At 64.2% G+C, this 15,461-nt stretch carries 11 protein-coding genes; 1 reads left to right on the top strand and 10 read right to left on the bottom strand.

Going from position 1 to position 15,461, the window contains the following annotated elements:
- Positions 1–282: 282 nt before the first annotated feature.
- The 4 genes from NE591_RS02200 to pheA all read right to left on the bottom strand — a co-directional run bounded on the left by NE591_RS02200 (position 283) and on the right by pheA (position 5,341).
- Positions 283–969 (bottom strand): cytochrome b/b6 domain-containing protein, encoded by a 687-nt coding sequence (locus NE591_RS02200; protein WP_114540046.1) that lies wholly within the window; start codon positions 967–969, stop codon positions 283–285.
- Between the two features lies 1 nt (position 970).
- Positions 971–2,644: a nickel-dependent hydrogenase large subunit gene (locus NE591_RS02195; RefSeq protein WP_022740096.1), complete on the bottom strand. Its 1,674-nt coding sequence runs from the start codon at positions 2,642–2,644 to the stop codon at positions 971–973.
- A 17-nt stretch (positions 2,645–2,661) separates the two neighbouring features.
- Positions 2,662–3,939 (bottom strand): hydrogenase small subunit, encoded by a 1,278-nt coding sequence (locus NE591_RS02190; protein WP_114540045.1) that lies wholly within the window; start codon positions 3,937–3,939, stop codon positions 2,662–2,664.
- A gap of 553 nt (positions 3,940–4,492) precedes the next feature.
- Positions 4,493–5,341, bottom strand: a complete 849-nt coding sequence (pheA, locus tag NE591_RS02185) for a prephenate dehydratase (RefSeq protein ID WP_114540044.1) — start codon at positions 5,339–5,341, stop codon at positions 4,493–4,495.
- Between the two features lie 501 nt (positions 5,342–5,842).
- Here pheA and NE591_RS02180 point away from each other — a divergent pair.
- Entirely contained in the window at positions 5,843–6,775 is a 933-nt protein-coding gene (locus tag NE591_RS02180) for a DUF559 domain-containing protein (RefSeq protein WP_161128419.1), read from the top strand.
- 330 nt (positions 6,776–7,105) lie between these two features.
- Here the strand turns inward: NE591_RS02180 and NE591_RS02175 are convergent, their stop codons facing one another.
- The 6 genes from NE591_RS02175 to NE591_RS02150 all read right to left on the bottom strand — a co-directional run bounded on the left by NE591_RS02175 (position 7,106) and on the right by NE591_RS02150 (position 15,456).
- On the bottom strand, positions 7,106–7,747 hold the full coding sequence (locus tag NE591_RS02175) for a manganese efflux pump MntP family protein (RefSeq protein ID WP_114540042.1): 642 nt from the start codon (positions 7,745–7,747) through the stop codon (positions 7,106–7,108).
- An 18-nt stretch (positions 7,748–7,765) separates the two neighbouring features.
- A complete protein-coding gene (locus NE591_RS02170; RefSeq protein ID WP_114540041.1) occupies positions 7,766–8,656 on the bottom strand; it encodes an adenine glycosylase in 891 nt (296 codons plus the stop codon).
- A 229-nt stretch (positions 8,657–8,885) separates the two neighbouring features.
- The gene (locus NE591_RS02165) at positions 8,886–10,316 is read right to left on the bottom strand and encodes a ribonucleotide reductase subunit alpha (RefSeq protein WP_114540040.1); all 1,431 of its coding nucleotides are present in this window, start codon (positions 10,314–10,316) and stop codon (positions 8,886–8,888) included.
- A gap of 216 nt (positions 10,317–10,532) precedes the next feature.
- On the bottom strand, positions 10,533–11,390 hold the full coding sequence (locus NE591_RS02160; protein WP_227069638.1) for an HAD family phosphatase: 858 nt from the start codon (positions 11,388–11,390) through the stop codon (positions 10,533–10,535).
- 248 nt (positions 11,391–11,638) lie between these two features.
- On the bottom strand, positions 11,639–13,537 hold the full coding sequence (locus tag NE591_RS02155; RefSeq protein WP_114540039.1) for an ABC transporter ATP-binding protein: 1,899 nt from the start codon (positions 13,535–13,537) through the stop codon (positions 11,639–11,641).
- Positions 13,534–15,456, bottom strand: a complete 1,923-nt coding sequence (locus NE591_RS02150; protein WP_256156318.1) for an ABC transporter ATP-binding protein — start codon at positions 15,454–15,456, stop codon at positions 13,534–13,536. The genes NE591_RS02155 and NE591_RS02150 overlap by 4 nt, the downstream gene beginning before the upstream one ends.
- Between the last annotated feature and the right edge of the window lie 5 nt (positions 15,457–15,461).

Below are 15,461 nucleotides of genomic sequence, written 5' to 3'. Positions count from 1 at the left end.
TGCTTCCCCTTGTTGACGGACTGAAGCGATCAGTCAAGCAACTATCTTGGCTGCGTCTCCTCTTAACGTGCACTCAATTGCGTATAACTCGCGAAGGGACACGGGGTGGTGCTCACCAAGCGAGTTCCGCAGCGACGAGAACAGGACTCAATGTCCTGTTCTCCAAAGCGAGGACTGTCTGAGCGACTGAGCATTACCCCGTGGCCCGTCAACGGGAGACGCGCAACAAAAAGGGGCGGCCCCTTGCGAGACCGCCCCTTTCGACTTCGACGTGCGCGACCCTTAGTGGAGGTCGGCGTCCTCCCCGACGATGTTGTGCAGATCGGGGTCGTACACCAGGCCGCCATGCTCCTTGTGGATGAACATGAGCTTGGTGGGGGCGAAGCCCTCGACATTGGCCAGGTAGATATGGATGAACATGAAGATGATGAACACGTACATGCCGAAGTAGTGGATGATGCGCATGGACATGAGACCGCCCACGAGGTTCGTCGTCGCGGCGAACACGGGCACGTTCATGGTCACGCCCCACAGGCAGAGTCCCGTCCAGAACATCAGCACGATGAGGATCGGGATCAGCAAGTAGCTGATCTTCTGCGGCACGCCAAGCTTGGCGCCCAGGGGATGATCCTTCTTCAGGAACAGGTAGTACTTGATCCACTCCAGGGCCTGATGACGGTTGTCCTTCTGGGGCAGCCAGGTCTTGAAGTCGGTCACCTGCTGGCGCGTGCCGCCGGTCGGCGCGGTCTTCACGAAGAAGGCCATGATGACGCGGGCCACGCAGTTGATGAACAGCACGAAACCGAAGAAGAGATGGCAGCCGCGGGCGATGCCCGTGAGGAACGGCAGCACCGGGAAGTGGATGATGATGCCCGACAGGATGAGCATGATCATGGCGATCAGGTTGATCCAGTGGGTCACCACGAAGATAAGAGGATGGGCCTCTTTGTAGTGAGCGAGATGGGCCATCTTACTTCACCCCCCAAGGGCTGGTGACGGTCTCGAAGTGCTTGCCGGTACCGCGCTCCGTGACGTGCACGGCGCAAGCGGTGCAGGGGTCGAAGGAGTGAACCGTGCGCAGGGCGTTGATGGGCTTCTCGATGTCGGCCACCGGAACGCCGATGAGCGCCTGCTCGAGCGGGCCGTGCTCGCCGTCGCCGTTGATGGGAGCCAGGTTCCACGTGGACGGGATGATGATCTGGTAGCCCTCGATCTTGCCGTCGACCACCTTCTCGGAGTGGTAGAGCGCGCCGCGGGGGGCCTCCCAGAAGCCCGTGCCCTCGCCGGTGAGGCGGGCAGGCTCGCGGAAGTACTCGGAGTCGCCGCCCTTGATGGCCTCGGCGAGCTCGTTGACCCATTCCACCATGAGGTTGGCGATGTAGATGGTCTCGATCTGGCGGATGGCGGTGCGTCCCAAGGTGGACTGGAAGGCGGCCAGGTCGCCCGGCTTGGCGCCGAGGATGCCGAGAACGGCGTCGACCTGCTCCTTGATGAAGGGCACGCCGCGCACGTAGGCCGCGAAGATGCGGGCCATGGAGCCGGCCTCCATGGGCTTGCCGTCGTAGGCGGGGGCCTTCACCCAGCTGTAGCGGTCGTCGACGTTGTACTCGGTGAAGTCCGGATCGGTGACGAAGTACGGCGAGGTGTAGGTCTCGCTGCCCTTGTACCAGGAGCGGCCCATGTACTCGGTGATGAGGTTCTCCTGCACGTCCGACGCCTGGAACTGCTCGTCGAGGACGGCCATGGGCAGGTAGCGGTTGAGCATCTGCTCGGTGTAGTTGTCGCCGTAGGGCCAGTCGGGGCCTTCGAAGACGCCCCAGGCGATGTAGCGGCCGCAGCCCTTGCCGAAGGTGAGCACCTCGGGATAGAGCTTGGCGAGCATCACGGTGTCGGCGAGGACGGTGTCGTTGACCCAGTCGCGGACCTCGGTGGCCATGGCGAGCAGATCGTCGAGCTTGCTCTCGGTGGGCACCCACATGTTGCCGCCGGGGATGGAGGTCATGACGTGGGGCATCTTGCCGCCGAGCAGCGCCGCCATCTCGGAGGAGCGGGCCTGCATCTTCAAAGCCTCCAGGTAATGGGAGGTAAGGATCAGGTTCGCCTCCGGGTTGTCGACGTAGGCCTCGCCGCCGTCGGCGTCGAACCAGTTGCCCGAGAAGATGGACAGCTGGCCGTTGTCGGCAAAGGCCGCCAGCTTCTCGTAGAGCTGGTTCAGGTCGGAGTGCAGCGCCAGGCCGTTCTCCAGGGCCACGGCGTAGGCGTCGTCGACGTTGGCCTGAAGCGCATTCAGCGGGTTCACGTAATCGAGAGCCGCCAGGTTGTACAGCCACAGGATATGGCTGTGCAGGAACTGAGCGCCCTCCAGCAGGTTACGCACGATACGGGCGTTGTTCGAAATGGTGATGCCGTAGGCCTTGTCACCGGCGATCGAGGAGGCATGCGCGTGCGAAACGGGGCACACGCCGCAGATACGCTCGACGATTTGGGCCGCATCCTCGGGGGTGCGGTTCTGCACGACGAGCTCCATGCCGCGGAAGCAGCCGCCGGACACCCAGGCGTCGGCGACCACGCCGTTCTCGACCTCCATCTCGACGCGGAGATGGCCCTCGATACGGGTAATGGGATCAATAACAGAACGTGTCAAGTCAGCTCACCTCCTTCTTAATCGTTGTTACGGGGTTCGGCGTTCTTCTGCAGCAGCTCGTCGTCGAGAACCGGGCCGCCGGCGACCGGGTCGGCGTAGGTGCCGATCTCCTGGTCGGGATGCTTGGCATCCCACTTGCGGATCTTCTCGAACGGAGCGCCGCCGTCCATGCGGCCGGAGAGCTTCATGCCAAAGCCGTGCACCACGAGCGCCGCCGCCACGATGCCGGTGATGGTCACGGCGATGGTGGTGGGCTGCAGGCTCAGAGGACCGATGCGCAGGTCGCGCATGCGCTTGTAGAACGGGGTGTTCACCTCGGCCCAGTTGTCGCCCGGGTTGTTCGGGTTGGCCTCGCAGCAGCCGATGCAGGGGGCGCCGGACTGCACGCACCAGCTGCGGCGGTTGTTCCACAGCGTGACGCCGCACAGGGCACGGGTCTGCGGGCCCTTGCAGCCGACGGGATACAGGCAGTAGCCCATCTCCTCTTCCTTCGAGCCGAATTCGTAGACGAACTCGCCATTCTCGAAGTGGCCGCGACGCTCGCAGTTGTCATGGATGGTCTGGTTGAACAGATCGCCCGGCATGTTGAACTCGTTCAGACGGTTCACCAGCAGGTCCATGTCCTTCATGACCACGACGTCCACGAGCACGGACATGACCCACTCGGGGTTCACGGGGCAGCCCGGAACGTTGACGACCGGCGTGGCGACGCCGACCTTCTTCAGGTACTGCTGGACGCCAAGGGCCTGGGCCGGGTTGGGGGCAGCGGCCATCCAGCCGCCGTTCACGGCGCAGGAGCCGACCGCCACAACGGCGTTGGCCGACTCGGCAGCCTCCACAAGGGCCGTGATGCCGGTCTCGCCGGCCACGCGCAGAGCGTTGCCGTCGAAGGCCTCGAGCACGGCGCCCTCGTAGATGAGAATGTAGTTGCCTGCCGCGATGGTCTGGGCCTTGGCCTCCTCCATGGAGTGGCCAGCGGCGGCCGACAGGGTCTCCGAGTAGTTCAGGGAGATCATGTCGAGCACGACCGATGCGACATCGGGAGTCTCCACCTGGGCGAAGGACTCCGTGCAACCGGTGCAGGAAGCACCCTCGATCCAGATGACCGGATACAGGTTGCCGGACGTCGCGCCGATAACAGACTCTTCCAGAGCTTGCGCCACGCGCGGAACCGCGAGCTGGGAGAGCCCGGCTGCGGCGGCGATGCCGGCGCACAGCTTCATGAAGCTGCGACGGGTAACGCCACGCGAGGCAAGGATGCTGTCAAAGTCTGACATCGTTGCCTGATTTTCCATGCGTACACCTCCTTATAGGTGTCTCGTCTCTCTTACATGCAGGGGTTAGATTATCCGTTCGATCGCCACAAAAGCTGCACAATGGGTCACAAACGGTCAAATCATCTACCAGCGGCGAGAAAATGTTACGCGCTCCCCTGCTGGTAACAAGGCATTTTCGGCGCCGCGCCGTTCGCGCCCGATTTGCGCCGTCGGCGGGAAGGCCCTGCTCGCGCGGCCCTGGCGAGCTGTCGGCCGCAATCCCCTTGCATGCCCGAATTCGCCAGCGGCGGCAGACGACTGCGCGACCAACACATGCCGCTTGCGATAGCGCCCTCAGCCGCAACTCCGCTTTGCCGCACGAAAGAATCGCGGGTCGCCCGCTCTCTCGTCTTCGGTATTTGCCGCGTAGATGCCACTTCGACCCAGAAATGGTCGACGGGCCAAAGAAAAAGCACGCGAAAATGCCACTTCGACCTAGAAATGGCCAAAAAGGAAGGTGGCTCCCGTCCATTTCGGGGTCGAAGTGGCATCTACCGACCACTTGCTCGAAACAGAGAGCAGGGAACGGCCGCTACTCCACCGGATAGCTACCGAACACCTTAACCTCACGCAACTTCAGCCGCAGGCAATCGAGGGCAGTCTGAACGTCGATATCATGCATTGACCCGTCAAGCTCAACGAAGAACATGTAATCTCCCAGCTGCTTTTTTGTCGGACGCGACTGCAGCATCGTCAGGTTGATGCCCGCGTAGGCGAATTCGGAAAGAATCATCTGTAGGGCACCGGGCTTGTCCGCGCGCAAAAAGAGCGCCAGCGACGTCTTGTAGCGCGAACCCCGCAAAAGCTCGGCATCGACCAGGCGACCCACCAATGCGAAAGCGGTCTGGTTCTCGGGGTTGTCCTGTATCGACTCCGCGACCACGCGCGCGCCGTGCAACCGAGCGGCAAGGGGGTTGCAGATACCCGCCGTGGCAGGATCGCCGGCCGCCATCCGCGCGCTTTCGGCCGTTGAGGCCACGGAAAGCGTTGAAACGCCCTTAAAATGCTCCGCCAGAAAGCGGCGGCACTGCGCGATGCCCTGCGGATGGGAGGCGATCCTGCGAATGTCGGATCGAGCGGCCTCGGGATGCATCGCCAGACAATGGCGCACATCGATCACCTCCTCGGCCAGGATAACCGAGTCGGTGCGGAAGGCGAAGTTGTCGAGCGTCGCCGTGACGGGACCTTCCAGCGAATTCTCCTTGCCGACGACGCCGAAGCGCACCGTCCCATCGTCGACGCAATCGAAAACCTCGTCGAAAGAAGCGCACTCCACCAGATCGGGGTCGTCGATGCCGAGACGGGCGGCGAAACGCAAAGCCGCTTCGTTGCAGTACGTTCCGGCAGGACCCAAAAAAGCGATGGAGTTCTCGTAGCTCATGTTAAACCAATCTGTTGTGCGTCATTTGCGATGTCGCGCGCCAATCACTGCGCCACTAATCGCGAGCCGCGTCGCACGTCGCTCGCGATGCTGCATGCCAGAACGCGACGTCGCGTGTTGTCTGCGATCATCATAGCGCGTCGGCGCCCGAACGGCTTTGAAACAGCCCCGTTCCGATCTCTTTCACGTGCTCTTCGGTTGCTGAGCCTTGGGCGAACACGACAGCATCAACAAAGCGTTTCCGGGATGCTTTTCCGGCAAAGCATCCTTCAGGGTACGTTATCCACCATCTCGAAACGACTTTCCACTCTTTCGTCATCTCGTCTACTCTCATTCTCGCCAAATTCGCGTTGAAACCGCATTGATGTCTCGTTAAATTCCCGATTTACAAAGAGTTTTGCACATTATTTCAAATCGTATTGACACGGAATTGAGACCTGGTATCGTGGGCTCATGGAATGCACGCTAGCACATAAAAGCTCCCTTGAACTATGGTCACATATGGCCGAAACCAATGCTGCGCCCACATGCTACGACCGGACGCTCAAGTCCAAGAAGGGCGCCGTCGGCGTTGCGGCGAAGGACGTTGATTTCTGGCTGAATCGAGGAAGCTTCTTCACCGAACCGCTTCACATTGCCGTCGGGTCTCCATCCGAGCGCTGCCGCGTCTTGCGCTGCGTTTCCCACATCGATCGCCAACTCGGCAACAAAGGCACGGTATGGGGAATTGCCCCTAAGCTTGCCACAGTTTCACCGGCAATGTGCCTGGCGCAGTTCGCCGGCGAGCTGCCTCTCGCGCAACTCACTGAGCTCGCATGCGCCCTGAGCGGCAACTACCGCTTCGCCTCCAAACCCGAAGACGTTGTCACCTCGGCAGTACCGCTCACATCGTTGCGAGAGATGCGTGCGTTCCTTCACGCTCATCAACAAATTCGTGGAGCATCGAAGGCGCTCAGGGCCATCGATCTCGCCATCGACCACCTAGGCTCCCCCTATGAGACCATTCTCTACCTGTTTCTCTGCCTGCCCCGCAAGCTTGGAGGCTACGGCCTCCCCAAGCCCGTTGCCAACCAACCGATCGCGCCCAAGTCCCGCGAAGCGCACCTTGTCGCCCAGCACAATTTCTACCCGGATTTATTCTGGCCCGACAAGCAGCTCATCGTCGAATACGACAGCTTCAAGCACCACAGCACGCCGAAAAAGACAGAGCATGACGCCCGGAGGCGTAACGATCTCGAGTCCATCGGCTATCGCGTCATGATCGCCAATCGTTCCATCGTTTCTTCCGCCGCACTGTTTTCCCAATTCGCAGATAACGTCCGCCGTGAACTTGGCGTGCGAAGCCGTCCGGAGACGGCGCATTGCCGAGATAGCCGAATGCAGCTTCGCAGGTTGCTTCTTGCACCCGATTCGATTGCGGAGTTCTGGAGGTAAGTTTCGGAATTCGACAAGTATGCATCGCGTCAATCGCCGAGAACGAATGCAAGCGGGTACGTATCGGAAACATGGCAGGTAGATGCCACTTCGACCCCGAAATGGCTCATCCCCCTCCAATCTTTCTGGCCATTTCTAGGTTAAAGTGGCATTTTCGAGGGATTTCCCCTCAGCAAGTCGACCATTTCGGAGTCGAAGCGGCATTCACCTGCGGATTTTAAAAAGTGCAGGATCGGACGCGTCGGCTGGTGAGGGCAATTGGGCGACTGCGGGGATCGGACAGCTGCGAGAGCGCACCGGTCGGCTAGGGCCGCGACACGCAGGGACGCGTTAGCCGGTGAGGTGCTCGATGAGGATTTTCAGACCGATGAGGATGAGGACGATGCCGCCGGCGATGGTGGTGGGCTTCTCGAAACGCGAGCCGAACTGGTTGCCGACCACGACGCCGACAAGCGACAGCACGAAAGTGGTGACACCGATGATCGCGATGGCGACCCAGATGCTCACACCGAGGAAGGCGAAGGTGATGCCCACGGCCAAAGCGTCGATGCTCGTGGCAATGGCGAGCATGACAAGCTCGCGATAATCGAGGGGCGGGGCGATCGGCGCCTGCCGCGCCGCCTCGGGATCGTCGCAATCGGCGCCTCCGCGGCGCGGGCACGTCGCGCAATCGCGCCCGCACACGCACGGGGAGTCCTCCTCGTGGAAGGCGTCCCAGAGCATCTTGCCGCCGATGAAGGCGAGAAGCCCGAAAGCAATCCAGTGGTCGACGGCGGTGATGGTGCTGGCGAACAGCGAGCCTGCCGCCCAACCGATAAGCGGCATGAGCGCCTGAAAGCCGCCAAAGAACAGGGCGATCACCAGCGCATCGCGCCAACGTATCTTCCGCATGCCGAGACCTTTGCAGATGGCCACGGCGAAGGCGTCCATGGAAAGCCCGACACCCGTCAGGAACAACTCGATGAAACCCACAGCAAACCCTTTCTTCCCTCAGGGGGTCAACGTATCGTTTTCCTCGCGGAAGAAGCCCTCGGTAAGGAGGTCGGCGACGATGGAATCGAAGAGCGGCGGATCCACCTCGGGACGACCGCTAGCAAGCTCGGCCGCGTTCAGGTCGGCGAGCACGGCCGCGCGGGAAACGCCCTCGGGAGCGGCGAGCACGCGGCGGGTGATCCAGGCCCGCTTCTGGCGGCGGGAGCCTTCGAAGGCCGACTGGCGGCTGTGGCCGGCGCTGCGCCGGGAGGGGTTCGGCACCGTGGCCTTCAGATGCGCGCCGTAGTCGAGCAGGCCGTAGTACCAGCGGCGCGGGTCGGCTGCGGCAGCCGGGTGGAAAGCGGCGGCCTCGACCAGGGGCAGAAGCACCTTGTCGCTTACGGCCTCCTCTTCGGGAAAGAGCTCGTGCAAGAACACCGAGCGCACGTTGGTCTCCAGATAGACGGCCGGCCGCTGATAGGCGAAGGCCACCACCCCCGCCGCTGTGGCCGGACCGATGCCGGGCAGCGCCAGCAACCCTTCGTAGGTCTCCGGAAGCCGACCGGCCCCCTCGGCGGCGCACCTGTCGGCCGTGCGCTTGAGCGCCAGGGCGCGACGGTTGTAACCGAGGCCCTGCCACAGCTCGAGCACATCGGGCACAGCGGCGGCCGCCAGGGCATCCACCGTGGGAAACGCCGACAAGAACCGCTCCCAGAAGCGGCCGACGCGCGCCACCTGGGTCTGCTGCAGCATGATCTCCGAGACGAGCACCGCGTAGGGGTCGTCCACGTGGCGCCAGGGCAGGTCGCGGTACAGCTCGTCGCCGCGGGCGAGCATCGCGGCCACGAAGTCATCGAGAGAGACGCCCTTCTCGATCCAACAGCTGTTTCGCCCATCGCCCTTGCTCATCAATAATGACACCTCCCTTTCGCATTCCATGCAAACAACCCAGAAGAAAACGATCGACGTTACGATGCGTCAGCGAAAACGCGACCAATTCGCGCGACAGCCGCCCTTCTGGAAAGCGTCGCGTCGCCCTAATGCGCAGCCATTCGCCCGCCCCTGGCTGCACTTTGCCGCAGACAAAAGGAGCGAGGTCTGAGACTTCGCTCCTTCTCGTTCACTTGCGCACCCTCGGCTATCCCACCAAGTCGTTCAAATCGCCCAAGGAGGCGGAGAAGTCGGAGACGACGAGGCGCTCGAGCTCGGCGTACTCGGCGGAATCGAGCGGCTGGTAGGCGGCGAGCTTGTCGAAAAGGTTCTCGCGGGACACCGGAATGTAGCGGCGTTCCACAAGGCCCTGCTTGTAGGCTTCCTCGATGGCCTCGCGGGCCGCCATGTAGATGTCGTAGCGCGGCAGGTTCGCCGAAAGGCGCACCAGCTCGTCGCGGCTCACCGATCGGATGGAGGGGTGGTCGCGGGCGATATCCATCCAAATGTCGGCGCGCTCCTCAGCGGTGGGATAGTCGATATCGACGCAGGTGAGGGGGAACAGAAGCTCCGCGAAGAACGGATCGATGGCCTCGAGCGACGAGGCGGAGGCCAGCACGTAGACGTCGGGGTTCTCCACCGCCTGGCGGATGAGGTTCACCGCCTCCCGTGCGCCCCGGGACATGGCGGCCATGAAGAAGCCCGCCATGTCGTCGGCGGCATCGATGACCGGCGCTCCCCACAGATCGAGATCCTCCAGCACCAGGATGCCCGGGCCCGCAAAGCCGTGGCGCAGGCTGGCGAGCTTCTCGGCATCGGTGGCCTGGGCGCTGACGCAGAGCATGGGCACGCCTTGGAAGGTCTCCTCCATGCGCATGCGGATGGCCGGTAGTCCCAGCTCTCCCACCGTGGCCAGCATGAAGCGGCTCGCATCCTCCCGGGCCGGCGAGCAGAACAGAAGGCTGTCGACGACTGGCATGGCGTCCAGCCCGTGGCGGGAGTTCAGCATGGCGACGAAATCGTCGAACTCGGGAGTGCCGGCCAGGCCCACGCCCAAAGAGCGCATGCGCGCCACGGCGGCGCCGTAGCCGGAGATGCTGTCGTAGGAGAAGATATCGACGGGCTGGGAGGCCTCCTCCCCCGCCGGAGCGGCCCCCGACGGCGCTGCCAGCGCCTCGGCCTGGGCCATGGCCGCGTCCTCGCCGTGAACGGCGGCGGCCATCATCGGCCCCACCATTTCCATGAAGTCGCCGGAAAGGGCCTCCGTCATTTCCATGAGATCATCGCCGGAAAGACCGATGCCCTCGAGGCGCTCCATGGCGAGCACCTGCAGCTGCTCCACGCAGGCCTGCACCTCGTCATCGGACAGGTAGGGCTCGAGCCGCTCGAAAATGTACTCGGCCAGAGCGCGCTCCTTGGTGGAGCAGGCCACGCGCCATGCCTGCTTGAGACCCATGATAGCGTCCTCGGAGGGGGCGTCGCTTTGCTCGGCGGCCTGCTCGAAGGCGGCCAGGTACAGATGGAGCCCGAGGCGCGCGTCGCCGGCCTCGCAGGCGGCCACTGCGCGAGACAGGTAGTTTTCCGGAGTGCCCGCGCCATCGTCGCGGGAATTAGGGGACGTGTTGATATTCTCTAACATGGCCGTTACCTCTCAAATGCTGGGGGCTTTCAGGGCCCCGATCGTGTTCTGCCGCCATTTTATCGTACATAAGTACGATTGCCAAGAGTATTTTCGTATTTCGCGGGAGAAAATTTATCGGCCGCCGCGCCACCATTGCGCCCCGCTACCGCGCACCATCGCCGCTGCCGCCGCGCGATCGCCGCCATCGCCGCTTCGCAACTATCCTCGCGCGCCCTACCATTCCAAGATATCGTAGCCCTGGGCGTTGGCCGTGCGCGTAAGGGGCCGATCCGGCGTGACCGCGTAGGCGCTCTTCGCAGCGGCCAGCATGGCCCTATCGGAATGATGGTCGCCGTAGGCCCAGGCGAGCTCCCAGCCGTCCGCGCCGAACAGCTCGTCGCACAGGCGACGGAGCACCACCACCTTCTCGGGGCCCTCGATGGGCTCGCCCTCCACCTCGTCGGTATAGTTGCCCTGGAAGTCGACCCTCATGCGCGTGGCGATGGCGTACTGGATGGGGCGGCGCTCCATGGCCGCGGCGATGATGGGCTCGAAGGTGGCCGACACGCACACCACGGCATGCCCCGCCGCCTCGTGGGCCGCCATCTCGGCCTCGGCATCGGCGCGGAAACGCCGGTCGATGACCTGGTCGTAGAAGTCGCGCAGAAACCCGTTCACCTCCGCGACCGGCCGCCCCGCGAACGCGCGGAACACTAGCCCCCGCACCCAGGCCTCGTTCTGGGGCAGGCGCGTCTTGTAGGCGAAGGCCCAGCTGAGAATGCGGGCCACCACCGAGGGTGACAGCATGCGCCGGCGCACCAGGTAGCGGACGAGCATGACCGGCGAGTTGCCCTGGATGCACGTGCCGTCGAAATCGAAGGCCGCCACCTGGACTTTTCCCTCGGCGTTGCGCGCAATCGGCCCGTCCATGAGTCGGATGGCGCCCAAGGCGTCGGGGGTCACGCGGCGCACCCCGGCGGGAAGTGGCCCGGTCTCGCCGCGAAAAGCCGCGTCGTCGGGAATTCTCACATAGGTGCTCGCCTGGGGCATAATCACTCGCTCGTCCTCCAGCTGTGCGGTCAGGTTCGTCAAAATTTGCCTCGCCTATGATAGCCGACCCGGCACGACCCCGCCCGTCCTGCGACGTTTCTGCAGGAAACTTTTACGGAATTGAAGGAATGGAGCCGCCTCGCCGAAGAACGGCTTCGCGCCTGTTCCCGCAAGAGGCGATCTTGATCGTTCCTGTTCAGGTGCGGTGGCCTCGCTTGAGGAGGGCAGACCAAGATCTGCCCCTACGGATGGGCCGGCGTCTACGAAGAGGTTACGGGAGGAAAGAGAGGCTACTCCTCGAAGCGGTCGTTGCAGGAGGCGAATTGGGAGTTGTACAGCTCGGCGTAGAAGCCGCCCGCAGCGAGCAGCTCCTCGTGGCTGCCCTGCTCCACGATGTCGCCGTCGCGCATGACCAAGATGAGATCGGCCGCGCGGATGGTGGAGAGCCTATGCGCGATGACAAACGACGTGCGTCCCGCCATGAGCCGGTCCATGGCCTCTTGGATGCGCAGCTCGGTGCGCGTGTCCACCGAAGAGGTGGCCTCGTCCAGAATGAGCATGCGGCGGTCGGCCAGAAGGGCCCGGGCGATGGTGATGAGCTGGCGCTGGCCCTGGCTCAAGTTGCTCGCGTCCTCGTTGATCTCGAAGTCGTAACCGCCGGGCAGCATGCGGATGAAATGGTCGGCGCAGGCCTCGCGCGCGGCCGCTTCCACGTCCCCATCGGTGGCATTAAGCCGCCCGTAGCGGATGTTCTCGCGCACGGTGCCGGAGAACAGCCACGTATCCTGCAGCACCATGGCGAACAGATTCCGCACATCGGGGCGGGAAAGCTCGCGGATGTCGGCGCCGCCGATGCGGATGGCGCCCGCGTCCACGTCGTAGAAGCGCATGAGCAGCTTCACCATGGTGGTCTTGCCAGCGCCCGTGGGGCCGACGATGGCCACGGTGCGCCCGGCGGCCACCGTGGCGGAGAAGTTGCGGATGACGGGCGCATCGGGCGTGTAGCCGAAGCGCACGCCGTCGAATTCCACGTCGGTGGAAAGCGCCGCGGGATCCACGGCGGAGGCCTCTTTCGGCACCTCGGGCAGATCGAGGAAGGCGAAGATGCGCTCGGCCGCCGCGGCCAGGGACTGCAGCACGTTGGAGATCTGGGCCAGCTGGGTGATGGGCTGCGTGAAGTTCTTCACGTACTGGACGAAGGCCTGGATGTCGCCCACGGTGATGGTGCCTGCCACGGCGAAGAACGCCCCGGTGACGGCGACGGCCACGTACCCCAGATTCCCCACGAACCCGAGCACCGGCATCATGAGGCCCGAGAGGAACTGCGCCTTCCAGCCGGCGTTGTACAGCGCCTCGTTGTCGGCCTCGTAGGCGCGCACGGTCTCGTCCTCCCGCCCGAAGGCGCGCACGACGGCATGGCCCGAGAACGTCTCCTCCACGCGGCCGTTCAGCGCGCCGAGCAGGCGCTGCTGGGCCACGAAGTGCTTCTGGGAGAGCCTCACCACCACCGCCACGAGCGCCATGGAGACCGGCACCATGACCAGGGCCACGAGCGTCATGATCCAGTTGATGGAGAGCATCATGACAAGCACGCCCACCACCGTGACTGCCGACGTGATGGCCTGGGTGATGCCCTGGTTGAGGCTCTGGCCCAGGGTGTCCACGTCGTTGGTGATGCGCGAGAGGGTGTCGCCGGTGGAGGTCTTCTCGAAATATCCGAAGGGCACGCGGTCGATCTTTTTCGCAATGGCGTCGCGCAGCCGGTAGCACGTCTGCTGCGAGATGTAGCTCATGACCCAGGACTGCACCCACGAGCACGCCGCCGACAGCAGGTACAGGGCCAACGTCGCCAGAAGGATGCGGCCGATGGCGTCGAAATCGATCGAGCCGGTGCCGGCTGCAGAGGCCACAGCGCCGTCGAAGAGCACCGTGGTGGCCTCGGAGAGCACCTTCGGACCCACGATGGAGAACGCGGTGGAGGCCACGGCGAACAGGAGCACGAGCAGAAGCCGGCCCTTGAACTGGCCCATAAAGGAGAGCATGCGCCTCATGGTGGGGCCGAAGGCCAGCGCCTTCTCGCCGCCCATCATGCGGGCCGCCGGGCCGTGGCCGCCGGGGCCGTGCCCGTGGCCGCCGGGGCCGCGCCCGTGACCGCCGCCCTTGGGGATGAAAGAGGGATGCCCGCTCATCGCGCACCCCCTTCGGCAGCCTCTTCTTCCGTCTTCCCCTCCGTAGGGGCGAACCTTGGTTCGCCCTCCCCAAGCGGATCAATCTCGCTTGACGAGGGGCGACCGAGGTCGCCCCCTACGGGGATGGGGTCAGCCAGTTCTTCCTCGGTAAGCTGCGACAAGGCGATCTCTTGGTAGGCGGGGCAGGTTTCCATGAGTTCGCGGTGGGTGCCCACGCCGGCGACGCGGCCCTCGTCGAGCACCACGATGCGATCGGCAGCAAGCACGGTGGAGATGCGCTGGGCCACGAGGATCACAGTGGAGCCGGCGGCCCAGGCGGGCAGCGCGGCGCGCACGCGGGCATCCGTGGCGTAATCGAGCGCCGAGAAGCAGTCGTCGAACAGGTAGGCCCGCGGGCGCCGCACAAGGGCGCGGGCCATGGCCAGCCGCTGGCGCTGGCCGCCGGAGACGTTGTCGCCTCCCTGGGCGATGGGGGCGAGCATGCCGCCCTCGCGCGCTTCCACGAAATCCAGGGCGCAGGCCACTTCCAGGGCGCCGCGGATGGCCGCCTCGTCGGCGCTCTCGTCTCCGTAGGCGATGTTGCTTTCCACCGTGCCCTCGAACAGGAAGGCCTTCTGGGGCACATAGCCGAAGCACGCCCGCAGGTCGGCCTGGGAAAGCGCGCGCAGATCGGCGCCGTCGAGGGTGACGGAGCCCTCCGTCGGGTCGTAGAAGCGCTCGATGAGCTTCACGATGGTGGATTTGCCCGAACCGGTGGGGCCTACGATGGCCAGCGTGGTGCCGGGCTCGGCCGTGAGCGACACATGGGAGAGCGCCGGATCGCCGTCGTCGGTGTAGCGGAAGGAGACGTCGTCGAAAGTGATGCGCGCGCCCGCTGCGGCATCGGATCGCACGCGAGTCGGCGCCTCGGGATCGCGGACGGTGGGCTCGGTCGCGAGCACCTCGCTCAGGCGCTGGGCGGCCACGTCGGCGCGGGGCAGCATGATGGACACCATCCCCATGATGAGGCAGCCCATGATGATGACCATGGCGTAGGTGATGAACGCGATGAGATCGCCGGTCTGCATGGTGCCCGCGGCCACGCCCTGAGCGCCGAACCACACGATGGCCACCGAGGTGAGGTTCATCACAAGCATCATGGTGGGCATCATGAAGGCCATGGCGCGGTTGGTGAACAGCTGGGTATCACGCAGCTTGCGCGAGGCGGCGTCGAAGCGGTTCTCCTCGAAGCCCTCACGGTTGAAGGCGCGCACCACCGACAGGCCGTTCAGCATCTCGCGGGCCACGAGGTTCACGCGATCGATGAGCGTCTGCATGATTTTGAACCGCGGCAGCGTGAAGCGGAACAGAACGGCGATGACCGCGAAGACCATGGCCACGGCGAGCACGACGATCCACCCCAACTGGGGGTTGGTGACCATGACCATGACCACGCCGCCGATGGCGAGGATGGGGGCGTAGAGCACCATGCGCATCACCATGGTGCACACGTTCTGGATGAGGGTGACATCGTTGGTGCCGCGCGTGATGAGCGAGGCCGCCGAGAACTGGTTGATCTCGGCATCGGAGAAGGCCACCACCCGCGCGAACAGGCGCCGGCGCAAGTCGCGGCCGATCTTGGCGCCGGTGCGGGCCGACACGAAGCCGGCGGCCACATCGAGCACCATGGAGCCGGCGGCGGCGAGCAGCATGAGGCCGCCGATGCGCAGGAGATAGGCCATCTGAATGGGGAACAGATCGACGCCGGCCGCCTTGTAGCCCGCAAGAACGTCGAGATCCTCCACGCCCGACTGGGCGATGCCCACATCGACGATCTGCGAGGTGAGCACCGGGATGGCCAGCTCGCAGCCGGCCTTCAGGAGCAGAAGCAGCATAACGAGCGCCACCGCCCCCTTGTGCTGCCCGAGAAACCGGATCACGCCCA

It is taken from the genome of Adlercreutzia sp. DFI.6.23 (assembly GCF_024462535.1).
Lineage (GTDB): Bacteria > Actinomycetota > Coriobacteriia > Coriobacteriales > Eggerthellaceae > Adlercreutzia > Adlercreutzia rubneri.
This window is presented reverse-complemented; position numbering and strand designations above follow the sequence as displayed.

What these genes read in the sequence shown, in the direction of transcription:
- NE591_RS02180 (WP_161128419.1), top strand. Translation starts at nt 5,843, where the DNA reads ATGGCCGAAACCAATGCTGCGCCCACATGCTACGACCGGACGCTCAAG.
- NE591_RS02155 (WP_114540039.1), bottom strand. Translation starts at nt 13,537, where the DNA reads ATGAGCGGGCATCCCTCTTTCATCCCCAAGGGCGGCGGTCACGGGCGC.
- pheA (WP_114540044.1), bottom strand. Translation starts at nt 5,341, where the DNA reads ATGAGCTACGAGAACTCCATCGCTTTTTTGGGTCCTGCCGGAACGTAC.
- NE591_RS02170 (WP_114540041.1), bottom strand. Translation starts at nt 8,656, where the DNA reads ATGAGCAAGGGCGATGGGCGAAACAGCTGTTGGATCGAGAAGGGCGTC.
- NE591_RS02190 (WP_114540045.1), bottom strand. Translation starts at nt 3,939, where the DNA reads ATGGAAAATCAGGCAACGATGTCAGACTTTGACAGCATCCTTGCCTCG.
- NE591_RS02165 (WP_114540040.1), bottom strand. Translation starts at nt 10,316, where the DNA reads ATGTTAGAGAATATCAACACGTCCCCTAATTCCCGCGACGATGGCGCG.
- NE591_RS02200 (WP_114540046.1), bottom strand. Translation starts at nt 969, where the DNA reads ATGGCCCATCTCGCTCACTACAAAGAGGCCCATCCTCTTATCTTCGTG.